This is a genomic window from Roseateles sp., from assembly GCF_047654805.1.
In the GTDB taxonomy this organism is placed as follows: Bacteria; Pseudomonadota; Gammaproteobacteria; order Burkholderiales; family Burkholderiaceae_C; genus Pelomonas.
Map to the genome: position 1 here is coordinate 2960283 of NZ_JASGIV010000001.1, position 21724 is coordinate 2982006.

At 66.4% G+C, this 21724-nt stretch carries 20 protein-coding genes; 18 read left to right on the top strand and 2 right to left on the bottom strand.

What is annotated here, in order from left to right; genetic code table 11:
* The first annotated feature begins 103 nt into the window (after window positions 1-103).
* The 11 genes from tssA to QM732_RS13405 are packed head-to-tail and all read left to right on the top strand — an operon-like array spanning window position 104 to window position 12579.
* Window positions 104-1108: a type VI secretion system protein TssA gene (gene tssA / locus QM732_RS13355; RefSeq protein WP_415656620.1), complete on the top strand. Its 1005-nt coding sequence runs from the start codon at window positions 104-106 to the stop codon at window positions 1106-1108.
* A 17-nt stretch (window positions 1109-1125) separates the two neighbouring features.
* Entirely contained in the window at window positions 1126-1626 is a 501-nt protein-coding gene (gene tssB / locus QM732_RS13360; RefSeq protein WP_415656621.1) for a type VI secretion system contractile sheath small subunit, read from the top strand.
* Between the two features lie 35 nt (window positions 1627-1661).
* On the top strand, window positions 1662-3152 hold the full coding sequence (tssC, locus tag QM732_RS13365) for a type VI secretion system contractile sheath large subunit (protein WP_415656622.1): 1491 nt from the start codon (window positions 1662-1664) through the stop codon (window positions 3150-3152).
* A 53-nt stretch (window positions 3153-3205) separates the two neighbouring features.
* Window positions 3206-3688, top strand: a complete 483-nt coding sequence (locus tag QM732_RS13370) for an Hcp family type VI secretion system effector (protein ID WP_415656623.1) — start codon at window positions 3206-3208, stop codon at window positions 3686-3688.
* Window positions 3689-3710: 22 nt separating this feature from the next.
* A complete protein-coding gene (locus QM732_RS13375) occupies window positions 3711-4229 on the top strand; it encodes an Hcp family type VI secretion system effector (protein WP_415656624.1) in 519 nt (172 codons plus the stop codon).
* A 1-nt stretch (window position 4230) separates the two neighbouring features.
* Complete coding sequence (locus tag QM732_RS13380; RefSeq protein ID WP_415656625.1) at window positions 4231-5031, top strand: type VI secretion system accessory protein TagJ; 801 nt, start codon at window positions 4231-4233, stop codon at window positions 5029-5031.
* Window positions 5032-5041: 10 nt separating this feature from the next.
* Window positions 5042-5566 carry a type VI secretion system baseplate subunit TssE gene (tssE, locus tag QM732_RS13385; RefSeq protein WP_415656626.1) on the top strand — a complete coding sequence of 175 codons (525 nt, stop codon included), beginning with the start codon at window positions 5042-5044 and terminating at the stop codon, window positions 5564-5566.
* Window positions 5567-5575: 9 nt separating this feature from the next.
* Complete coding sequence (tssF, locus tag QM732_RS13390) at window positions 5576-7456, top strand: type VI secretion system baseplate subunit TssF (protein WP_415656627.1); 1881 nt, start codon at window positions 5576-5578, stop codon at window positions 7454-7456.
* A complete protein-coding gene (tssG, locus tag QM732_RS13395; protein ID WP_415656628.1) occupies window positions 7453-8565 on the top strand; it encodes a type VI secretion system baseplate subunit TssG in 1113 nt (370 codons plus the stop codon). Before tssF ends, tssG begins: the two co-directional genes overlap by 4 nt.
* 2 nt (window positions 8566-8567) lie before the next feature.
* A complete protein-coding gene (gene tssH, locus QM732_RS13400) occupies window positions 8568-11270 on the top strand; it encodes a type VI secretion system ATPase TssH (protein ID WP_415656629.1) in 2703 nt (900 codons plus the stop codon).
* The gene (locus QM732_RS13405; protein WP_415656630.1) at window positions 11260-12579 is read left to right on the top strand and encodes a tetratricopeptide repeat protein; all 1320 of its coding nucleotides are present in this window, start codon (window positions 11260-11262) and stop codon (window positions 12577-12579) included. The genes tssH and QM732_RS13405 overlap by 11 nt, the downstream gene beginning before the upstream one ends.
* Here QM732_RS13405 and QM732_RS13410 read toward each other — a convergent pair.
* A complete protein-coding gene (locus QM732_RS13410; RefSeq protein ID WP_415656631.1) occupies window positions 12548-13015 on the bottom strand; it encodes a hypothetical protein in 468 nt (155 codons plus the stop codon). The genes QM732_RS13405 and QM732_RS13410 overlap by 32 nt on opposite strands.
* A gap of 4 nt (window positions 13016-13019) precedes the next feature.
* On the bottom strand, window positions 13020-13811 hold the full coding sequence (locus tag QM732_RS13415) for a hypothetical protein (protein WP_415656632.1): 792 nt from the start codon (window positions 13809-13811) through the stop codon (window positions 13020-13022).
* A 140-nt stretch (window positions 13812-13951) separates the two neighbouring features.
* Between QM732_RS13415 and QM732_RS13420 the strand changes: the two genes are divergently transcribed.
* The 7 genes from QM732_RS13420 to QM732_RS13450 are packed head-to-tail and all read left to right on the top strand — an operon-like array spanning window position 13952 to window position 21536.
* A complete protein-coding gene (locus QM732_RS13420; RefSeq protein ID WP_415656633.1) occupies window positions 13952-16240 on the top strand; it encodes a type VI secretion system Vgr family protein in 2289 nt (762 codons plus the stop codon).
* A gap of 11 nt (window positions 16241-16251) precedes the next feature.
* Window positions 16252-16785, top strand: a complete 534-nt coding sequence (locus QM732_RS13425; protein ID WP_415656634.1) for a DUF6484 domain-containing protein — start codon at window positions 16252-16254, stop codon at window positions 16783-16785.
* 7 nt (window positions 16786-16792) lie between these two features.
* Entirely contained in the window at window positions 16793-17845 is a 1053-nt protein-coding gene (locus QM732_RS13430; RefSeq protein WP_415656635.1) for a DUF2169 family type VI secretion system accessory protein, read from the top strand.
* A gap of 11 nt (window positions 17846-17856) precedes the next feature.
* Complete coding sequence (locus tag QM732_RS13435; protein ID WP_415656636.1) at window positions 17857-18936, top strand: beta-ketoacyl synthase N-terminal-like domain-containing protein; 1080 nt, start codon at window positions 17857-17859, stop codon at window positions 18934-18936.
* 3 nt (window positions 18937-18939) lie between these two features.
* Window positions 18940-19863, top strand: coding sequence for a PAAR-like domain-containing protein (locus QM732_RS13440; protein ID WP_415656637.1), 924 nt, complete (start codon window positions 18940-18942; stop codon window positions 19861-19863).
* A 3-nt stretch (window positions 19864-19866) separates the two neighbouring features.
* Window positions 19867-20790, top strand: coding sequence for a type VI immunity family protein (locus QM732_RS13445; RefSeq protein ID WP_415656638.1), 924 nt, complete (start codon window positions 19867-19869; stop codon window positions 20788-20790).
* A complete protein-coding gene (locus QM732_RS13450) occupies window positions 20772-21536 on the top strand; it encodes a hypothetical protein (RefSeq protein ID WP_415656639.1) in 765 nt (254 codons plus the stop codon). The genes QM732_RS13445 and QM732_RS13450 overlap by 19 nt, the downstream gene beginning before the upstream one ends.
* The last annotated feature ends 188 nt before the right edge of the window (window positions 21537-21724 follow it).

Consider the following 21724-nt stretch of genomic DNA (forward strand, 5'->3'; position numbering starts at 1 on the left):
CGTCCCAGCCGGGCGCGGAGATGACTTTCGACCACTGTAAAGCGCGCAGCCTCGCCCCTAGAGTGCGCCGATCCCATCAGCATGGCGACAAGCCGCGCGCTCGATGTCTTCCCAAGCAACGCTGGACCTGGAAACGCTGTGGAGCCCGCTCAGTGCGGATGCCCCCGGCGGCGCCGATCTCGAGTACGACCCCCAGTTCGTCGCCCTGGAGCTGGCGGGCGCGGGCAAGCCCGAGCGCCAGTACGGCGAAACCGTCTACCCCGCCGAGCCACCTGACTGGCCGCAAGTCCATGAGCTGGCGCAGCAACTGAGCGCGCGCACGCGCGACCTGCGCGTCGCCGTCTGGCTGGTACGCAGCCGCGCCAGGCTGTTCGGTCTACCGGGCGCCGCACAGGCCCTGCTGCTGACGGCTGGCCTGCTGGAGCGGCTCTGGGATGGCGTTCACCCGCAGCTGGATACCCATGACGGCAACGATCCGACCATGCGCGTCAGCGCGCTGGCCCCCCTGGGCGCTGGCGGTCCCGTACTGACCGACCTGCGCGCCGCCGCGCTCGCGCCCGTGCGCGGCAGCCTGACACTGCGCGAGCTGGAAATCGGCCTGGGCTTGGACGATCCCTGGCCCGGCGAAGCCCGGCCCACCGAGACCGGTGCGCTGCAAGCCCTGTCAGGCCTGCTGTCCGAGCATCCCGAAGCCGGCGCCGCAATCACCGACGCGGCCCGCGCCGTGAGCCAGATTGCAGCGACGCTCGAGTCGCGCATCGCCGCGGGCAACGGCCTCGACTTTGCACCGCTCACGCGCCTGCTGGAACATGCCGGCCAGGCCCTGCGCAGGACCACAGGCGCCGTCACCGAGGCTGAAGCAGTTGCACCTGCCGCGGCGCCAGACGGCGTCGCAGGTGCTCCGGCCCGCAGCCGCGCCGACGTCATCCGCCAGCTCGAGCAGATCTGTCAGTGGATAGAAAGCCACGAGCCCAGCAACCCCGCGCCGCTGTTGATCCGCCGCGCGCAGCGGCTGATGGACAAGAGCTTCATCGAGATCATCCGCGACCTCGCGCCCGACGGCCTAGGCCAGGTCGAGCGCATCGCGGGTCCCGAAACCACCGCCTGACCTCACCGGAGATCGCCATGGCCACCAGCAGCCAGAAGTTCATCGCCCGCAACCGCGCACCACGAGTGCAGATCGAGTACGACGTCGAGCTCTATGGCGCCGAAAAGAAGGTGCAGCTGCCCTTCGTGATGGGCGTGATGTCCGACCTCTCAGGCAAGCCCAGCGAGCCACTGCCACCGGTGGCCGACCGCAAGTTCATGGAGATCGACGTCGACAACTTTGATGCGCGGATGAAGGCGACCAAGCCGCGCGTGGCCTTCCAGGTGCCCAACCTGCTGACGGGCGAAGGCAACCTCGCGGTGGACATCACTTTCGAGAGCATGGACGACTTCTCGCCCGCCGCCGTCGCGGCCAAGGTCGATGGCCTGAAACAGCTGCTCGAAGCACGCCAGCAGCTCGCCAACCTCATCACTTACATGGACGGCAAGACGGGTGCCGAGGAACTGATCGCCAAGGTCATCAAGGATGAAGCCCTGCTCAAGTCGCTCGCCGCCGCCAAGTCCGGCGAAGCGAGCTGAGTCGCGCCGCACCTACCGCCCACACCGAGGTCAATATGGTTGAAACCGCCACCTCCACCGAAGCCCTGCAAGGTCTCACCCTTGAGGGCAACGAGTTCGCGTCGCTGCTCAACAAGGAGTTCAAGCCCAAGAGCGACGAGGCCAAGTCGGCCGTCGAGCAGGCCGTGCTCACGCTGGCCCAGCAGGCGCTGTCCGGCACGAAGCTGATTGGCAGCGATGTGATCGTCTCCATCGAGGCCATGATCGCCGAACTGGACCGCAAGCTCTCCGAGCAGACGAACAGGGTGCTGCACCATGCCGACTTCCAGCAGCTTGAAGGCGCCTGGCGCGGTCTGCATCACCTCGTCAACAACACCGAGACCGATGAAAACCTGAAGATCAAGGTCTTCAATATCACCAAAAGCGAACTCGGCAAGACGCTCAAGCGCTACAAGGGTACTGCCTGGGACCAGAGCCCCGTCTTCAAGAAGGTCTACACCGAAGAGTACGACCAGTTCGGCGGCCATCCCTTTGGCTGCCTGGTCGGAGACTACTACTTCGACCATTCAGCACCCGACACCGAGCTGCTGGGCGAGATGGCCAAGATCGCTGCCGCATCGCACGCACCCTTCATCTCCGCGGCGTCGCCCACCATCATGCAGATGGGCTCATGGCAGGAGCTTGCCAACCCGCGCGACCTGACCAAGATCTTCTCGACGCCCGAGTACGCCGCCTGGCGCTCGCTGCGCGACGCCGAAGACTCGCGCTACATCGGCCTGGCGATGCCACGCTTCCTTGCACGCCTGCCCTACGGCGCCAAGACCAACCCCGTCGAGGAGTTCAACTTCGAGGAGGACACCGCTGGCGGCGACCACCAAAAGTACACCTGGGCGAACTCGGCCTACACCATGGCCGTCAACATCAACCGCTCCTACAAACTCTACGGCTGGGGCACCAGCATCCGCGGCGTCGAGTCGGGGGGCGCGGTCGAGGGGCTGCCAGCGCACACCTTCCCGACCGACGATGGCGGCGTGGACATGAAGTGCCCCACCGAGATCGCGATCAGCGACCGGCGCGAGGCCGAACTGGCCAAGAACGGCTTCATGCCCTTGCTGCACCGCAAGAACAGCGACTTCGCCGCCTTCATCGGTGCGCAGTCGCTGCAAAAGCCTGCCGAGTACACCGACGCCGACGCGACCGCCAACGCCAACCTCTCGGCGCGGTTGCCGTACCTGTTCGCATGCTGCCGATTCGCCCACTATCTGAAGTGCATCGTGCGCGACAAGATCGGATCGTTCAAGGAACGCGACTCGATGGAGAAGTACCTGAACAACTGGATCATGAATTACGTGGACGGCGACCCCGCCAACTCCTCGGACGCCGTGAAAGCGCAGAAGCCTCTCGCGGCAGCCGAGGTCCACGTCGAGGATGTGCCCGGCAATCCTGGCTACTACACCTCCAAGTTCTTCCTGCGGCCGCACTACCAGCTCGAAGGGCTGACCGTGTCGCTGCGACTCGTCTCCAAGCTGCCTTCACAGAAGCAGTAGGCCCCGTGGTCGTCCCGGACGGCGACCGATAACCCTCTCAGGAGCATTCCCTCATGGCTACTATCGACACACATCTGAAGCTCGACGGCGTTGACGGCGAATCGACCCACAAGGATCACAAGGGCGAGATCGAACTGCTCTCCTGGAGCTGGGGCGTCTCCAATGCCACCACCGCCACGTCGGGCGGCGGCAGCGGCAAGGGCAAGGCAACGCCGGGCGACCTGGCGTTCACCCACTTCTACGACAAGGCCTCGCCGGTACTTGCCAAGAAGTGCGCTCAGGGCGTGCACTTCAAGGAAGCCGTCATCACTGCACGCAAGTCGGGCGAGGGCCAGAAGGACTTCCTGAAGGTCACCATGAAGGAGGTCTTCATCACGGCGGCTTCACCGTCGGGCTCCGCCGGAGGCGACATCCTCGAGTCCATCACGATGAGCTACGGCTCCATCGACTTCGCCTACAAGCCTCAGGACGAAAAGGGCGGCCTGGGCGGCGAGGTGAAGTTCGCATGGAACGTCAAGACCACCGAGATCACCTGAGCGCCAGCACGGGAGTCATGCCATGCCGCTGAACCTGCAGCAGATCGGCGCCGCCGCGGCCGGCGGCGGAGGCGACGTTTTCCTGAGCGTGCAGACCAAGCGCGCCGGCAAGGTCAAGGGCGAGGCCTCAGGCAGCCGAGAAGGCGAGATCGAGGTCACCGCCTGGCAATGGGGCATGGCCGCTGGCACGGCGATCGACAGCGCCCAGGCCAGCGCCCGGCGCAGCTACAGCGCACTCACGGTGCACAAGCGCATCGACAGCGCCACCACCGCGCTGATGTCGGCGCTGGCCACCAACGATGAGGTCAAGGAGGCGGTACTGACGATGCGTCGCTCCGGCGGCGACCAGCAGGACTACTTCATCATCACGCTGAAGAACGCCCGCATCAGCTCGTTGCAGCACTCAAGTGACGCCACTGGAGAAACGCTCGAGACGGTGACCCTCGCCTTCGCCAAGGTGCAGGTCGAGTACCGTCCTCAGCAGGCCAGCGGCTTGCGCGCCGGTAGCCAGGTCTTCAGCGACGAACTGCTGCCTACCTGACATGCCCACAGCACAAGAGCTGCTCGTCGCTGCCGACCCCGCGGGTGCGCTGGGCGCCTTGCAACAGCAAGTGCGCGCCAACGCCGCCGACGCACGGCTGCGCATCTTCCTGTTCCAGCTGCTGGCCGTGCTGGGTCAATGGCAGCGGGCACTCGACCAACTCAAGGTCTGCGGCGAACTCGACGCCGGAACACTGGCGATGGTCAACACCTACGCGCCCGCACTGCAATGCGAGGCGGTGCGCGAGGCGGTATTCGAGGGCCGCGCCCTGCCCCACGTCTTCGGCCCGCCAGCGGCCTGGGTCGCGCAACTGGCGCAGGCCATGCAGCTCCAGGCGCAGGGGCATCCCGAACAGGCATCGGCCGCGCGAACCGCCGCGCTGGAGCAGGCACCGGCCAGCCGCGGCACGCTCGATGGCCGACGTTTCGAGTGGATCGCCGACGCAGACTCCCGCCTCGGCCCAGTGCTTGAAGTCATCATCAATGGCCGTTACGGCTGGCTACCCTTTGCCCACGTTGGCGAGTTGCTCATCGAGCCGGTATCCGACCTGCGCGACTTGGTCTGGGCGCCGGCCCAGCTCAGCTTCGCCAACGGCGCGCAGACTGTCGCGCTGATTCCGGCGCGATATGCCGGTACGGCAGCCTGCACCGATGGCGCACTGCAACTTGCACGCCGCACCGACTGGCTCGAGCTCGGCGCTGGCCAGGACCAGTACTGCGGGCTGGGCCAGCGCGTGCTCGCCACCGACACCGCCGAGATCGGCCTGCTCGAAGCGCGCCACCTCGTCCTGGACGGCACCTGAGCCGGGCACTATGGCCGGCCCCGACCTCCGCGACCGCCTGCAGCCCGCGCTGCTCGACCGCCTCACCGACGAGGCGCCTGAGTTGCGAAACGAGCCCGAAGACCAGCGGGTGATGAGCAAGGCCCAGTTGCGCCAGGCGGTGCTACGCGACCTGGCCTGGCTCTTCAACGCGACGCAGCCGCCTGGCAATGATCAGCCGCCCGCGGTCGCTGCCAGCGTCCTCAACTTCGGCCTTCCTCCGCTGGCCGGGCAGCGCGTCTCACGGCTTGACGTGCACGCGCTGGAGCGCACCATTGCGCAGGCGGTGCGTCGCTTCGAACCACGCATCCTGCCTGACACGCTGTCTGTGCGTGCCGTCGAGACTGGCAGCGTGCTCGACAGCCACAACATGATCGAATTCGAGATCCGCGGTTGGCTGTGGGCCCAACCTGTGCCGCTGGAGGTACTGCTGCGCACCCACATGGACCTTGAAGCGGGGCTGGTCGAAGTCAGCGACGCCTCGTCAGCCCCGCTGCCGCGTTCGGGCAACCGGTAGGGAGAGACGATGGACGCCCGCCTTGCCCGGCTCTACCAGGACGAGCTAACGCATCTGTTCGAGTCCGGCCAGGAGTTCGCGCGCGAGCACCCCAAGATCGCCGGCCGTCTGGGGATGGAGGGCATGGAAGTCGCCGACCCGTATGTCGAGCGCCTGCTCGAGGGCTTCGCCTTCCTCGCCGCGCGGGTGCGGCTCAAGCTGGATGCCGAGCAGCCGCGGCTGATCGCGCAACTGCTGGAGTCCATGTATCCCAACTTTCTCGCACCCCTGCCGGCCATGATGGTGGCGCGGCTGGCCGTCGACACCGCGGACCCCAACCTGGCCCAGGGGCAGGTGATGCCGCGCGGCAGCAGCCTGCTGTCAACCCTGCCGCGCGGCCAGCAGACGCTGTGCGAGTTCCGCACGGCGATGGCCGTGCAGCTGTGGCCGATCCAGATCGAGCAAGTGCAGTATTTCAGCCACGCGCCGGATCTGGGCCTGACACGTTGGCCTGCGGCTCGCGCAACCCGCGGCGGTCTGCGTATCCGGCTCAAGGCTGGCGGCGGCCTGCGCTTCGACCAGATCGCGCTCGATGCGTTGCGGCTGTATATCAGCGCCCCCGACGACGTGGCCTTCCGGCTGCACGAACTGGTCCTCGGCACCGCGCTGGGCAGCCTCGTTGCCCACCAGGGCGGGGGCGAGATCTCGTCGCGATGGCGTGGGCCCGACAGCGTGCGGCCCGTGGGCTTTGCAGATGATGAGGCCCTGCTACCCGACTCCCTGCGCGGCTTCTCCGGCCACCGGCTGTTGCAGGAAGTTGCGGCGCTGCCGCAGCGCCTGCTCTTCTTCGAGGTTGCCGACCTCGCGCCGAGGCTGGCCGCCGTGGCTGCCAGTGAGGTAGATATTGCGCTCCTTTTCGAGCGCGGCGACGCAGCGCTCGAAGCGCTGGTGGACGCGAAGAGCTTGGCGCTGCACTGCACGCCAGCCATCAATCTCTTCCCCAAGCGGCTCGACCGCATCGCGCCGGGCCACGACCAGTGGGAGTACCACGTCGTCCCCGACCGCACACGGCCCATGGACTATGAGGTGCACAGCATCGAACGCCTGCAAGGCCATGGCGTCGCAAGCGAAGGCGTGCTGGACTTCCGGCCGCTCTACCACTGGCGCCACGACAGCCGGCCCGGGTCTCATGGCTACTACACACTGCGTCGCGAGCCGCGCCTGCCGTCGGAGAAGCAGCGCCTGCAGGGCGCCCGCGTGCCGTCCTACCTGGGCGAGGAGGTGTTCCTGTCGCTCGTCGATCCGGGTCACGGCCCGTTCCGAGAGACGCTGCGCCAGCTCTCGGTCAACGCCTGGGTTACTAACCGCGACCTGCCAGCACTGCTGCCGCAGGGCGAGGCCGGCGGCGCGACAGCCTGGCGGCTGGAAGTGCCCGGCCCGGTATCCGCCGTGCACTGTCTGCGAGGACCAACGCGCCCCGTCTCGCGCCGCCCCACGGGCGACATCGGCTGGCAGCTCATCGCCCAGCTGGCGCGCAACCACGCCGGACTGGGTGATGACGCCGAAGAAAACGCAGCCTCGCTGCGCGAACTGTTGCGCCTGCACGGGCCGGCCCATGACGTGAGCTGGGCACGTCAGGCCGACGGCATCCGCGCGCTACGTGCACGGCCTACCGTGCGCCGCCTCCCTTTCAAGGGGCCGCTGACCTTTGCCAGCGGCACCGCACTCGACCTTGAAGTGGACGAGCAGGCATTCCAGGGGGCCAGCGCCTTCTTGCTGAGCAGCGCCATCGAGGCCTGGTTCGCGCGCCATGTGGCCGTCAACAGCTTCGTGCAACTGACGCTGAGCAGCGCGCAGCGCGGCCGCATGATGAGCTGGCCGCCGCGCGCCGGCACACAGGCGCGGCTGTGAGCGCGAGCCCCGCCCCCAGTCCATCCGCTGCGCTGGAGCGGCTGCTCGTCGACGTGCAGGCCCAGCCATGGGCACATGACTTCTTCGCGCTGCTGCGCCGCATCGACGCGCTGCGGCCTGCTGCACCGCGAACTGGCGAGGCGTTGCGCCCGTCCCAGGAGGCGCTGCGCCTGGCCCACCCCCCGGAACTGGACTTCGCACCGGCACCGGTTGCACGCCTGGAGCGGCGCGCCGATGGTGTGCCGCGACTGGCGGTGCGCTTCCTCGGCTTGCTAGGACCTCAGGGGCCCATGCCGCTGCACTTCACCGAGTATGTGCGGGAGCGCGTCCACCAGCACGGCGACCGTGCGGCGGCACATTTCCTCGACCTCTTCCACCACCGCATGCTGGGCCTGTTCTACCGCGCCTGGGCGCAGGCCCAGCCGGTGGTGCAGCATGATCGCCCAGGCGCAGATCGCTATCTGGTCTGGCTGGGCGCGGCGGCCGGCCTGCCGCCGGCACCGCCCGCCCTGGCCGCACCGGCACTGGCCTACCAGGCCGGCCTGCTGTCCGGACGCAGCCGCCACGCGGAGGCGCTGGTCAAGGTGCTGGGCCAGTACTTCGATGTGCCGGTCGGCGTGACGCCCCACGCCGGCCACTGGCTCTCGCTGCCGGCCGAGGACCGTTCGCGTCTGGGCTATGCGCGCAACCGCGCCGAGGCTGCGGCGCGCGACCCTGCCGCGCAGCTGGGCGCCAGCGCTACCGCCGGCTCGCGCGTCTGGGACCGCCAGTTCCGCTTCCGACTGCGGCTGGGGCCCCTGCCTCTGGCGCGCCACGACAGCTTCCTGCCGGGCGGCTCAGCCTGGAAGCCCCTGCTCGAATGGGTGCGGCTGCTGGCCGGCGCGGAGCTGAGCTGGGAACTGGAACTCACCCTGGCCGACCCGCAGCGCCCCGAGCCTCGCCTGGGCGCGCGCCGCAACGGCCTGGCCGGCGCGAGGCTGGGCGTCGCGTGCTGGCTGACCGGCCGCGGCGACGCACCGCAACGGCCTGTGCGCCCGCTGCGTATCCGTCCCGGCACCTGTTTTCTGCAACGCGAGTGCCAGCCAACAGCCCCTGGACCGGAGACCTGACCATGCCCGACATCTCCCGCACCGCATCGTTCGGCAAGCTGTCGCCTGTCGCATACAAGGCCATCGAAGGTGCCACCGTGTTTTGCAAGCTGCGAGGCAACCCTTTCGTCGAGCTGCAGCACTGGATGGTGCAAATCCTCAACGCGCCTGACAGCGACCTGCACCGCATCGTGCGCCACTACGAGCTGGACGGGTCGGCACTTGCGGCCGACCTCACACAGGCATTGGACCGGCTGCCGCGCGGCGCGGCCTCCATCAGCGATATCTCCAGCTTCGTCGACACCGCGGTCGAGCGCGCCTGGGTCTATGCCTCGCTGATGTTCGGCGAGCGCCAGGCGCGCACCGGCCATGTGCTGATCGGCATGCTGAAGACCGCCTCGCTGCGCGGTGCCCTGCTGGCAATCTCGCGGCAGTTTGAGCGCATCAACGTCGACGACCTCTGCAGCCGCTTCGCAACGTTGCTGGCGCAGTCGCCCGAGGCCGCCAGCGCGGCCAGTGAGACCGGGGCGGCACCTGGCGAGGCCAGCGACGCCATCCCCCCCGCGGCCATGGGTAGGCAAGAGGCGCTCAAGCGCTTCACCACCGACCTGACCGCACAGGCCCGTGGCGGCACCATGGACCCCATCGTCGGCCGCGACGACGAGATCCGCCAGGTTGTCGACATCCTGATGCGGCGGCGCCAGAACAACCCCATCCTGGTCGGCGAGGCGGGCGTGGGCAAGACTGCTGTCGTTGAAGGATTTGCGCAGCGCATCGCGCGCGGTGACGTGCCGCCGGCACTGAAGGACGTGGCACTGCTGGCACTGGATGTGGGCCTGCTGCAGGCCGGCGCCAGCATGAAGGGCGAGTTCGAGCAGCGGCTGCGATCTGTCATCGACGAGGTGCAGGCATCCGAGAAGCCCCTCATCCTGTTCATCGATGAGACCCACACGCTGGTCGGCGCCGGCGGTGCTGCCGGAACCGGCGACGCCGCCAACCTGCTCAAGCCCGCGCTAGCGCGCGGCCAGCTGCGCACCATAGGCGCCACCACCTTCGCCGAGTACAAGAAGCACATCGAGAAGGACCCCGCCCTGACACGGCGCTTCCAGGCCGTGCAGGTGGACGAGCCCGGCGAGGCTCAGGCCACGCTGATGATGCGCGGAGTAGCCAGCACGATGGAGAAGCACCATCGCGTGCAGATCCTCGACGAGGCGTTGGAGGCCGCCGTCAGGCTCAGCCACCGCTACATCCCGGCGCGGCAGTTGCCCGACAAAAGCGTCAGCCTACTAGACACCGCTTGCGCACGCGTGGCCGTCAGCCTGCACGCGACACCGGCCGAAGTGGACGACAGCATGAAGCGCATCGAGGCGCTGGAGACGGAAAACGCCATCATCGGCCGCGAGGCCGCCATCGGCATCGACACCACACAGCGGCAGCAGGCGGTGGACCAGGCGCTGGCCGACGAGCACCAGCGGCTGGATGCGCTGCAGGCGCGCTGGCAGGCAGAGAAGGCGCTGGTAGACAAGCTGCTGGCATTGCGCGCGCAGCTGCGCGGCGGCGCCGCGCCCGTGGAAGGCACCGGCAGCGCCCTCGAGGCCAGGGCCGCCGAGGGCACCGAGGCTGGGCTGGACGCCGACCAGCGCGCCGCCGCACTGGCCGAGCTGAAGTCGGTGCAGGCCGAGCTGACCGCCCTACAGGGCGAGAGCCCGCTGATCCTGCCGACAGTGGACCAGCAGGCCGTCGCCAGCGTCGTTGCCGACTGGACCGGCATCCCGGTCGGCCGCATGGCAGCCAACGAGATCGAGACCGTACTCCAGTTGCCAGCCATCCTGGCGCGGCGCGTGATCGGCCAGGACCACGCGATGGAGATGATCGCCAAGCGCATCCAGACCAGCCGCGCCGGGCTTGACAACCCGGGCAAGCCCATCGGCGTATTCATGCTGGCCGGCACTTCAGGCGTCGGCAAGACCGAAACCGCGCTGGCTCTGGCCGAGGCGCTGTACGGCGGCGAGCACAACCTCATCACGATCAACATGAGCGAGTACCAGGAGGCACACACCGTTTCGTCCCTGAAGGGCGCGCCGCCGGGCTACGTGGGCTACGGCGAGGGCGGTGTGCTGACAGAAGCTGTGCGGCGAAAGCCTTACAGCGTGGTGCTGCTGGACGAGGTCGAGAAGGCCCACCCGGACGTGCACGAGATCTTCTTCCAGGTCTTCGACAAGGGCTTCATGGAAGACGGCGAAGGCCGCTTCATTGACTTCAAGAACACGCTGATCATCCTGACAACCAACGCCGGCACCGAACTCATCGCGGGGCTGTGCAAGGACCCTGAGCTGATGCCTGACGCCGAGGCCATGGCCAAGGCACTGCGCGAACCGCTGCTGAAGGTGTTCCCACCGGCCCTATTGGGCCGGTTGGTAGCCGTGCCTTACTACCCGCTATCGGACGCGATGCTGGCCAGCATCGTGCGGCTGCAGCTGGGACGCATCGCCAAGCGGGTGCAGGGACGCTACAAGGTACCGTTCGAAGTCCGTGACGAGGTGGTGGAACTTGTTGTCTCGCGCTGTACGGAGAGCGAGTCCGGCGGGCGCATGATCGACGCCATACTGACCAACACCATGCTGCCCGACATCTCACGCGAGTTCCTGAACCGCATGCTCGAAGGCCGCCCCATCGAGCGCGTGACGGTCGGCGTTCAGGACGGCGGCTTCAGCTATGAGTTCTGAGGTTGCCGAAGCACTGCTCGAACAGGCCATCGCGCACCTGCGTCATGAGCACCTGTCCGAAGCCGAGACGCTGCTTGAGGAGGCGTTGCGGATGGCACCCGGCCAGCCTGATGCACTGCACTTCCTGGGCGTGCTGCGCCACGCCCAGGGGCGCAGCACTGAAAGCCTGGCGCTGATCGAGCAGGCCATCCAGGCCATGCCCGGCGAGCCCGGCCCATGGAACAACCTCGGCAACGTGCTGGTCGAATGCCGGCGACTGGATGAGGCCGAGCGTGCCTACCGCCGCAGCGCCGAGCTGGCCCGGGACGGGCCCGGCGGCGCCGAGGCGCTGAACAATCTCGGCACCGTGCAACGCATGCGCGGGCAATGGGCAGCGTCCGAGGCCAGTTGCCGCGCGGCCGTAGCGGCTCGGCCCGAGCTGGCCGGGGCCTGGTACAACCTGTCGCTCGCACTGATGGGCCAGGATCGCATCCACGACGCACTGCTGGCCAACAGCCACGCGATCACGTTGTCGCCGCGCCACCTGACGGCGCGCGACCAGTTCATCCGCGCGCTGCTGCTGCAGGGGGAGCGCGAGCAGGCCACCACGCTGTACCGCGAATGGCTGGCCGAGGATCCCGACAACCCGGTCGTGCAGCACCAGCTCGCAGCCTGCCTCGGCCAAGCCCCGCCGCAACGCGCCAGCGATGCCTATGTCGAAAAGGTGTTCGACAGCTTCGCGAAAAGCTTTGACGCCAAGCTTCAGTCACTGCACTACCGTGCCCCCGAGCTGGTCACGCAGGCACTGCGTGCCGCGGCCGGTGAACCCCGCGCGATGCTGGACATCGCCGATGTCGGCTGTGGCACCGGGCTGTGCGGCCCGCTGCTCAGGCCATTCGCACGCCGGCTCGCCGGCTGCGACCTGTCGGTGGGCATGCTGCGCCAGGCCCGCCCCCGCGGCGTCTACGACCTGCTGCACAAGGCCGAGCTGGTTTACTACCTCGACACCCAGCCTGGAACCTTCGACGTCATCGTATCGGCCGACACGCTGTGCTATTTCGGCCCGCTGGAAGCGGTGTTCGCCGCCGCGCGCCGCGCGCTGCGGCCGGGCGGCTGGCTGGTGTTCACCGTCGAGTCCGCAGCCGGCACACGGCCGCATGCGCTTCAGCCCAATGGTCGCTACGTGCATGACCGGGAATACTTGGGCCGGGCCCTGAACGACGCCGGTTTCTCTGCGCCGACGATCTCTCCCGAGGTGCTGCGCCTGGAAGCCGGGTTGCCGGTCGATGGCTGGCTGGTCAGCGCGGCTGCGGCTGCGGCCTGCCGCTGACGACGAAGTACTGCGTCAAACCCGGTCGGTGGCGCACACCGGGCGCATCCGGCACCGGCGGCCAGCGCCAACGTCGCCTGGCCAGCAGCCGCACGCGCCAGTCCACGCCCCCGATGAAGCGGAAGCGGACGCCATCGGGCGGCTCGACGGCCAGGTCCGAGAAGGTGCCCGTCGAATAGGGGGCGTCGAGGGTGGCCGAGTCCAGCAGCCGGCCGTCCATATCGAGCAGGTGCAGCGACAGCGACTCCTCGTAGGGACGGTCATCGGTCATGAACAGCAGCAGGCGGTCGTCGAAGCGCAACGCCGCCTCGAGCACGGCGCCGCGCACGTGCCAGCCCGTGCGGCGCCCGGCAAGCACGAGCTCGGCCTGCGGCAGCGCATCGTCCGGGACATCCAGGCGCGCGATCTCCACGTCAGCCGCCGTCTTGATCTGCATCGCGCTACCAGAAGAAATCGATGCCGAAAGCGGCCAGCGCGCCGCCGACGAAGGCTCCGGCCGTCACGCAGACCGGCGCACCAGGCCCGCAGGCCAGGCCCGCGAGCGCGCCCCCCGCGATGCCGCCGGCGATGCTGCCCCCAGTAACGGCGACCTCACGCTTGGCGGTATCGAGCTTGTTGTCAGCCGTTGCGACTTGGTAGATCGATAGCGCCAGCGACAGCACGATCAAGCCCCGTCCGGCACGCGAGGCACCGCGCATCCAGGCCGTGACGCGCGGGTTGGCCCGTCCTGCCGCGGCGACGATCTCGGCGTACACCGCCTCCTTCTGTGCCGCGCTTAGCGCATTGAAGTCGGCTCCGGATCCATGCAGCTTGACCGTGTAGCGGGCAATCAGCTCGTTGAGCGTCAGTCCCTCGCTCTTGAGCCACTCGGCGAATGCGCGTCCGACCGGCGTGCTGCGGACGCGCATGATCTCCATGACCGAGTGACGCAGGCCATGCGCCCGCTCGGCGGCCTGACGCCAACTGATGCGGCCTGCAGCGGCCTGCGCTGCGAGTTCATCGGCCGCAGCGCGCACCTGACGCGCATAGGCCAGCCGGGTCGCGCCGTCGATCGCGCCGTGGGCACCCATGTTGGCGATCTCGGCCTCCAGCGCCTGCCGGGCACCGTCGAACAGGCGTCGGTCGTCGCCAGCTGGCGCCGGCGTGGCGATTCGCGCGAGCGTGCTCGCGTTGACCACGGCCCGGTTCTCGCCCGCGCCAGTGGGGCCTGGGGTAGTTGCGGCGCCGCCCATCTTTGGAATCCTCCGGCAATGCGACCCCCAAGGCTAGCCCATACGGACGGACCCGACACGCCTTCGCATGACTTTCGGCGCTGTCGCCGCCGGCCCGCGTCCACGACCATGCCCGGGCGCGTCGATACGCGAAACCACCCATGGCATCGCCCACGCCCTTCTCCATCAAGACGCCACTGCCTGCGCAGGATCTGCGCTTCGAGGCCATGACGCACACTGCAGGATTGAGTGCGCTGGAAGAGATGCAGCTCGCCCTGCTCAGCCCCAAGGCCGACATCGAACCCGAGAAGCTGCTTGGCAAGCCCATCGACCTGTCGGTGCGGCTGCGGGAGGGTGGCAAGCGCCATTTCTGCGGCATCGTCACGCGTTTCTCGGTAGGGCATCACAGCCACGGAGCGTTCAGCTACCAGGCCACCGTGCGTCCCTGGCTCTGGCTGCTAACGCGTCGTGCCGACTGCCGCATCTTCCAGGAACAGACCGTGCCTGAGATCGTCGAGGCCGTCTTCAAGGACTACGGCGGCCAGGCCAGCTACCACTTCAACCTGCTGCGTAGCTATCGCAAGCGCGTCTACTGCGTGCAGTACCGCGAGACCGACTTCAACTTTGTCGCCCGGCTTCTGGAAGACGAAGGCATCTATTGGTACTTCGAGCATGGCGAAGGCCAGCACAAGCTGATCCTGGTGGATGCCCCCAGTTCGCATGACCCCATTGCTGGCGACAGAACTCTGCCCTTCTACGGCAACGAAGGCCAGTTGCCACCTGATCTGGACTACGTCTGCGACTGGCAGGCCGCGCGAGCCGTCAAGTCCGGGTCTACCGCGCTGCGCAGCTATGACTTCGAGCGCCCGGCGATGACGCTGGAGGTCACGCAGAAGAGTCCTCGCGAGCATGACTTCGCTGCACTGGAGCTGTATGACTTCCAGGGCGACTACGTCCAGAAGTCCGACGGCCAGCAGATGGTTGACGACCGCCTGGACGAGCAGCAGTGCCGCTTCGACCAGAGCACCGGTCAATGCGTCTCGCATGCAATGGCACCGGGCCGCAGCTTCACGCTGGCACGCCACCCTCGCGAGGACATGAATGCCGACTACCTATGCACGCAGATCCGGCTCAGTGCAAGCGACCAGGCCGGCGAGGCTGGAGGCGGGCCTGGCGGCCTGCAATGCAGCTTCGAGGCGATCCCGGCGGACCAGACCTACCGACCGCCACGCCGCACGCCCAAGCCCTTCGTGCAGGGACCACAGACGGCAGTCGTGGTCGGCCCGGCGGGCGACGAGATCTTCACCGACAAGTACGGCCGCGTGAAGGTCCAGTTCCATTGGGACCGCCTGGGCAACAAGGACGAGAAGAGTTCCTGCTGGGTACGCGTCTGCAGTCCCTGGGCGGGCAAGAGCTTCGGCTTCGTGCAGCTGCCGCGCATCGGCCAGGAGGTAGTGATCGACTTCCTTGAGGGCGACCCTGACCAGCCGCTGGTGACGGGCCGCGTATACAACGCCGACCAGATGCCCCCGTGGGATCTGCCGGCCAACGCGACGCAGAGCGGCGTGCTCACCCGCAGCAGCAAGGGTGGTGCCTACGGCAACGCGAACGCACTGCGCTTCGAGGACAAGAAAGGCAGCGAGCAGGTCTGGCTGCATGCCGAGAAGAACCAGGACATCGAGGTCGAGAACGACGAGACCCATTGGGTGGGCCATGACCGCAAGAAGACCGTCGATCACGACGAAACCACGCTGGTCAAGCACGACCGCACTGAGACCGTCGACAACAACGAGACCATCACAGTCCACGGCCAGCGCACCGAGACCGTGGACAAGAACGAGACCATCACCATCCACCAGAATCGCACGGAGACGGTGGACCAGAACGAGCACATCACGATAGGCGTCAACCGCACCGAGAGCGTGGGCGCGAACGAGACCATCACGATAGGCAGCAGTCGCAGCATCAGCGTCGGTGCCAGCGAGACCGCGACGGTTGCGTTGCAGCGCACGCACTCCGTGGGCGTCAACGAGACCATCGCCATCGGCGCCGCGCAGGAAGTGGTCATCGGCGCAGCGCAGACCGTTGCGGTTGGTGCGGCGCAAAGCATCAGCGTCGGTGCCAATCAGAGCACGAGCGTGGGGGCCAACCAGAGCACCGACGTCGGCAGCAACCGCTCGATCAGCGTCGGCGGCGATCAATCAACGACCGTCGGCAAGGGGCGCAATGCCAGTGTCTCGAAGGACGACAGCCTCAAGGTTGGCAAGAACCTCGTTATCGACGCCGGAGACTCGGTGACGATCAAGACGGGCAGCGCCAGCATCACGATGAAGAAGGACGGAACCATCCAGATCAAGGGCAAGGACATCACGCTGCAGGGATCGGGAAAGATCAACGTCAAGGCGGACAGCGACGTGGTGGTCAAGGGCTCCAAGGTCGGTATCAACTGAGGACGCCAGCGATGGATCGAGCCACCGACCCCTTCATCCCGCTCGTCGAAACGGCGGTGGACGACTTCGACGCCCTCGAACGGCGCGACATGAGCAGCAGCCTGCACATGTCGCCCGCGATGCCCTATGCGGCACCCGCGATCGCTCGCCTGCGTGGCTTCGACCTGCTCGAGCAGCCACTGATCCATGCGCTCGCGGCCCATCCGGGAGAAGTGCTGGCCTGCCGCAGCACCGTGGTGCTGCGCCAGGCAATGGTCGGTCGCGACGTGCTCGTCTTGTTCGAAGGTGGCGACACGCGAAAGCCCATCATCGTCGGCCTGATCGAGCCGGCTGCGCTGCAGCCGGCGGCACCGAGCCCATCAACAATCCAAGTGGATGGTTCGGAGCGCCAGCTCATCGAGGCCGAACGCGAGATCGTGCTGCGCTGCGGCGACGCCAGCATCACGCTCACGCGTGCCGGCAAGGTCATCATCAAGGGCAACTACGTCTTGAGCCGCTCCACCGGCTACAACAAGATCAAAGGTGCCGCCGTCGACATCAACTGACGCGGCGATGTGGCAGGTCGACAACCGCACACCCTTCGCCGCCGAGCGCGGCTGGTTGCGTGACCGCGACGGCGCCGAGATCTGGGTCGTTGCGGTGAAGGCCACGTTTGACATCCGCCCTGACGGCACGACCGAGATCGCCAAGGAGCAGCCGGCGGTGCTGCGCCTGCCCGAACACTTCGGCGAGCCGGGGAAAAGCAGCATCAAGTACGACGCAGACCTGGTGCTCACGAAGAAGACCACCGACGTCATCGTCGTCGGCCACGCTTACCCGCCAGCAGGAGCGACGGTGACGCACGCCGATGTCGGCTTCAAGGTCGGCCCGGTGCAGAAGGTGCTGCGCGTCTTCGGTGATCGGCGCTGGCGCGCCATGGGCATGAGTGCGCCCGAGCCGTTCGAGAAGATGCCCATCATCTACGAACGCGCCTACGGCGGCACGGACCTGGCCTCCAAGACGCCAGAGAAGGACTGGGAGTGGCGCAACCCGGTCGGCGCAGGCTTTGCGACGAGCGGCAGCCATGCGAACGGTCTGGCGCTGCCGAACATCGAAGATCCGAAGCGCCTGATCGGCAGTTGGAGTGACCGGCCCGCCCCTGCCGGCTTTGGCGTGGTCGCGAGTCATTGGCAGCCGCGCGTCGGCTTTGCCGGCACGTACGACGACCACTGGATGAAGACACGCCAGCCGCTGCTGGCCGAAGATCTTGACGACCGCTATTTCCAGTGCGCGCCCGCCGACCAGCAGGCACCCGAGTTCCTGCGCGGCGGCGAGCCCGCGGTGCTGCTCAAGCTCACGCCTGGTGGCGAGCTGCGATTCACGCTGCCGAAACTCCACCTTGGTTTCGAGACCCGCTTCTACGACGGTGGCCGCCAGGTGCACCAGAACCGCAGGCTGCACACCGTGATCCTGGAGCCCGACTTTCCACGCGTCTCGCTCGTCTGGCACAGCGCCCTGCCCTGCCACTTCAAGGTGCAGAAGTTGGAACGTACTGTCGTTACCTTGAAGACCGACCTCAGCACTGGTGCGCCGCGCGCTGAACGGATCAACTTCGAACTGGCCTGAACGTGGCGAGCATGAACGACGCTGCGCTGATCATCAGCCTGGGTGCCACCACAGCGGTGGGCCAGGACGCCTGGGCCAGCGCAGCTGCGGTTCGCGCGGGCGTCAGCGGCTTCACGCAGCACCCCTACATGATCGACACCGCGGGCGAACCGATGCGGGCCGCCATCGCGCCGTGGATCGACATCACCGTGCAAGGCATCGACCGTTTCGAGGCCCTGCTTTTCCCTGCAATCGATGAGGCCCTGGCGACGCCCCTTCAAGCGTCCGTAGACGCCGGGCGTTGGGCAATTGCGTTGGGGCTGCCCAGTTCCCGACCGGGGTTGCCGGAGAACATTGGCCCCGAACTTCTCAAGCGAGTCAAGCGCCGCTACGCCAAACTGTTCAGCGCTGCGGCGGCCTTCAACGCCGGGCATGCCGCGGGGCTGTTCGCGCTGCAGGCCGCATGCGCCAAGCTGAGCCAAGGCGACCTGGACGCCTGCATCGTCGCCGGTGTCGACAGCTGGATAGAACCTGAGACGCTTGAGTGGCTCGAATCCTGCGACCAGTTGCACGGCGCCGGAGCGCTCAACAACGCCTGGGGCTTCATCCCCGGCGAAGCCGGCTCAGCACTGCTGCTCGTGCGTGCCGCCGTCGCGAACTCTTTGAAGCAACCCGCACTGGCTTCGGTGCTCGGGGTGGGGCTGGCGAACGAGCCGAATCGGATCATGACCAACACGATCTGCATCGGTAAAGGGCTCACTGACGCATTCCGCGGCGCGCTGGCCTCGCTGCCAATGGGCGGGGCGAGGGTCAGTGACACCTACTGCGACATGAATGGCGAGCCATACCGGTCCGACGAGTTCGGCTTCACGGCGTTGCGAACGAAGGAGCATTTCGCGTCGGTCTCTCACTTCACTGCGCCGGCCGACTGTTGGGGAGACGTTGGTGCAGCGGGCTCGCCGCTGCACTTGGCCCTGGCCTGCGCCGCAGCCGAGAAGGGCTACGCAAGTGGGCCTACGGCATTGGTATGGGCCAGCGCCACGACCGGTGAGCGCGCTGCGGCGCTGATTGCGTGCAGCGCACCGGGCACCCGGCGCGTGATGAGGAGCTGAGCAATGTCCGTCACCGTCAAGGTCAACGGCACCGCAAACTCTTTAGTGCACAAAGGCAGCAATGGCATCTCGACCGCCACGATCCCCGATGTGTGCAAGACACCCTCACCCGGCGGACCGGTACCAATCCCGTACCCCAACATCAGTCAGTCGGCCACCCTAGACAAGGGCACCACGACCGTCAAAGCAGACGGCGGCATGATGATCGCCATCAAAGGCAGCGAATTCTCGCTATCCAACGGCGACAACGCTGGCGTGGCAGGTGGCGTCAAGTCATCTACCTTCATGAAGGAGAGTACCTGGATCCTGTACTCGTTCGACGTCAAGATGGATGGGAGCAATGCCTGCCGATTGACGGACAAGAAGTTTCAAAATCACGAGAACACGGCCGACATGGCTGGAGAGATCCAGGCGATCGTCGCGTGGCGCATGGCGCAACTCCAGGAGATCGCATGTGAATGCAACGAAGAGATCAAGGACAAGAACGCTGACGGCACCGACAACGAGAGGAGCTGCCAGTTTCTTGGCGTCCTGAAACACAAGTGTTGCGAGGCCAAGATCCGGGATCACACGAGGCAAGGCTCGAAGTCCGGAGTCAAGGGCGAGACGGGCTACTCGGCCACCGGCACCCCGCCCACGGAGCTGAAAGGCCCCAGGGGTACTGCTGCACCGGCAGATTCCAGCTGGCCTGACGCCATCATCACCGACGGAAAAGGCAACCCACTGAAAGTCGTGGACTTCAAGTTCCAATGCCAACGCGGCGACTCGGATGGGTGGCGTGAGCAAGGGTGGACAAAATACAGCGGCGCCAAAGGGTCCAAGTTTCTTTCGCAGGAACACAAGTACAAGGACCTGAGCAAGCGGCTTGGCATCGACCCGAACCAGCAGTCGCAAGCACCTGAGCTCATCACCAACGAGGATTGCTAGCCGATGGACCTGTCTACTCTGGCCGTGCTCCACGCAGGCAAACTCGTTGCCCTACCCACCATCAGCATCTGCGTCTACTTCTCGAAGCCGGCTCACGAAATCGCGCGACCGATTTGTGATGCGATGAACGCCTACGAAGACCTCGTCGGCCGCGACAAGCTGAATCAATACTCGGCAAACAGCGGAGAGTGGCGTGCGCTGGCAAGAAAAAAGCTCGAGAAGGACATGGCCAAGCTCCGGGACTATCCGAGCGACGTTCTCGGGTTCATCTTTGAATACAACTCCGATGACGTGATCGGCCGACCCGGATCCTACGGAGCCTACATCCACATCATTGAGAAGTTCCTGGAGTCGGAGCCACTCGCAACCAACTTTTTCCGGCTGGATTTCGACATCAGTTTCATCCAGCCTGACACGGTTGACCGTTTCGTCCGCTGGTACGGCGACCTCCTTGAGAAGTTGCCGTTTCACAGCAGCCATGCGGGGTACGCTTACAAGCGCTTGGACTGCTCCAAGGACAAAGCAGCGACCGGCGTGGACAGAAAGATCTCCAGGTACTACGGGTTCGATCCAGGCTACGAGCCGCTGCGTGACATGATGGCGGGACGTACCGGCAATCCGCAGTGGCTCAATGCTTTCGACATGACCCTGGTGGAACAACTGGGAGGCGAGGCACGCATCGCCAAGGCACTGCCAGAAAGCAGGCTGACAAAGCTGAAGAACGGCTTGTTGGTTCAAGGGGCGCCCATGCCACCCGTCGGCGATATCAATCGTCGTGCGCCCGACATCGGATCGATTCCAGAGATCGCCAGGCTCTTCAAGCCGCTGCGGACCCCTGTGTCGGCATTCAGAGGTCCCGTGAACGCGCAGGAATGGCTGGCTCGATACGACGAGTTGGAGAATCGACCATGGCGCCCATCGACGTGAGTGCGCGGCCATTCACTTGCGCCTATTTGCCTGCGCAAGACCCCAATGAGACACGCATCGAATTCAGCTTTCGATCCCTGGACAGCGGTTCGAGCAAAAAGGTGGCAAGCGACATCGCGGCGTTGATGACGTCGGTAGCAATCGTGGGAAGACGTGGCGGATTCAGCGGTGAGCAGTTCCATCCGAGGGAATCCAGCGTCATCCTCAATGGGCACCGGAACCTGGCTGGCGACCAGTTTCACTGGTCATTTGCGCACATGAATGTCGGCGACGGACTGATCCTCACCCTGGAGAACCTAGCCCACGGATTGCATTGCCGCAACAGCCATTTGGAGGGCGTGAGGATCTGGACGGCATTCAGCGACCAGGGCCACGGTCCGGCCACTCGGGAGGTGAAGGTCTATCAGCCATTGCCCTACGAGTACAAATTGGACGTGAGGTCGCCGACCGTCGTCGTTGACGTTGAATTTGTTGACCGACAGGACGCGGAGCGCTGGCAGCCATGCCGAGATGAGTTCGACGCGTGGTATTTGGTCGCGGCCGCTGCAGGATTCTCGGACGAGGAATTTCGCCCGTCGGAAGAGGTCGCGATCGTGCTGGAGAACGAACTGCAGATCACTTCCATCGGGATGCAGGTGGTCTACGGGCGCTCGCGGGTTGGCAGGTCTGGCTTCCAGGTGCTCACGAACATGCTGACTAGCTTTCACTACGGGCTCGGCGGGTTGGCGCTCGTTGAAATCACCTGACGGGAGCCCATCAACTTGGCCTGGCCCTTGCGCCGCTGAGCGTGCTGATGCCAAGCCAGCCACCTCGGGTTTGCTCCAACGCATGCGGCACCGCTGATCATCGCGCTCGGTGGGCGTGGCCCTTTTATCGAGAGGTGCGGAACTGGCGCTGCCGATGCCGGACTGGCGTGCACCGCAGCGCAACGAGG

What these genes read in the sequence shown, in the direction of transcription:
- QM732_RS13440 (WP_415656637.1), top strand. Translation starts at nt 18,940, where the DNA reads ATGTCCGTCACCGTCAAGGTCAACGGCACCGCAAACTCTTTAGTGCAC.
- QM732_RS13405 (WP_415656630.1), top strand. Translation starts at nt 11,260, where the DNA reads ATGAGTTCTGAGGTTGCCGAAGCACTGCTCGAACAGGCCATCGCGCAC.
- QM732_RS13450 (WP_415656639.1), top strand. Translation starts at nt 20,772, where the DNA reads ATGGCGCCCATCGACGTGAGTGCGCGGCCATTCACTTGCGCCTATTTG.
- tssH (WP_415656629.1), top strand. Translation starts at nt 8,568, where the DNA reads ATGCCCGACATCTCCCGCACCGCATCGTTCGGCAAGCTGTCGCCTGTC.
- QM732_RS13415 (WP_415656632.1), bottom strand. Translation starts at nt 13,811, where the DNA reads ATGGGCGGCGCCGCAACTACCCCAGGCCCCACTGGCGCGGGCGAGAAC.
- QM732_RS13375 (WP_415656624.1), top strand. Translation starts at nt 3,711, where the DNA reads ATGCCGCTGAACCTGCAGCAGATCGGCGCCGCCGCGGCCGGCGGCGGA.
- QM732_RS13425 (WP_415656634.1), top strand. Translation starts at nt 16,252, where the DNA reads ATGGATCGAGCCACCGACCCCTTCATCCCGCTCGTCGAAACGGCGGTG.
- tssC (WP_415656622.1), top strand. Translation starts at nt 1,662, where the DNA reads ATGGTTGAAACCGCCACCTCCACCGAAGCCCTGCAAGGTCTCACCCTT.
- QM732_RS13445 (WP_415656638.1), top strand. Translation starts at nt 19,867, where the DNA reads ATGGACCTGTCTACTCTGGCCGTGCTCCACGCAGGCAAACTCGTTGCC.
- tssE (WP_415656626.1), top strand. Translation starts at nt 5,042, where the DNA reads ATGGCCGGCCCCGACCTCCGCGACCGCCTGCAGCCCGCGCTGCTCGAC.
- QM732_RS13370 (WP_415656623.1), top strand. Translation starts at nt 3,206, where the DNA reads ATGGCTACTATCGACACACATCTGAAGCTCGACGGCGTTGACGGCGAA.
- QM732_RS13420 (WP_415656633.1), top strand. Translation starts at nt 13,952, where the DNA reads ATGGCATCGCCCACGCCCTTCTCCATCAAGACGCCACTGCCTGCGCAG.
- tssA (WP_415656620.1), top strand. Translation starts at nt 104, where the DNA reads ATGTCTTCCCAAGCAACGCTGGACCTGGAAACGCTGTGGAGCCCGCTC.
- QM732_RS13410 (WP_415656631.1), bottom strand. Translation starts at nt 13,015, where the DNA reads ATGCAGATCAAGACGGCGGCTGACGTGGAGATCGCGCGCCTGGATGTC.
- tssB (WP_415656621.1), top strand. Translation starts at nt 1,126, where the DNA reads ATGGCCACCAGCAGCCAGAAGTTCATCGCCCGCAACCGCGCACCACGA.
- QM732_RS13430 (WP_415656635.1), top strand. Translation starts at nt 16,793, where the DNA reads ATGTGGCAGGTCGACAACCGCACACCCTTCGCCGCCGAGCGCGGCTGG.
- QM732_RS13380 (WP_415656625.1), top strand. Translation starts at nt 4,231, where the DNA reads ATGCCCACAGCACAAGAGCTGCTCGTCGCTGCCGACCCCGCGGGTGCG.
- QM732_RS13435 (WP_415656636.1), top strand. Translation starts at nt 17,857, where the DNA reads ATGAACGACGCTGCGCTGATCATCAGCCTGGGTGCCACCACAGCGGTG.
- tssF (WP_415656627.1), top strand. Translation starts at nt 5,576, where the DNA reads ATGGACGCCCGCCTTGCCCGGCTCTACCAGGACGAGCTAACGCATCTG.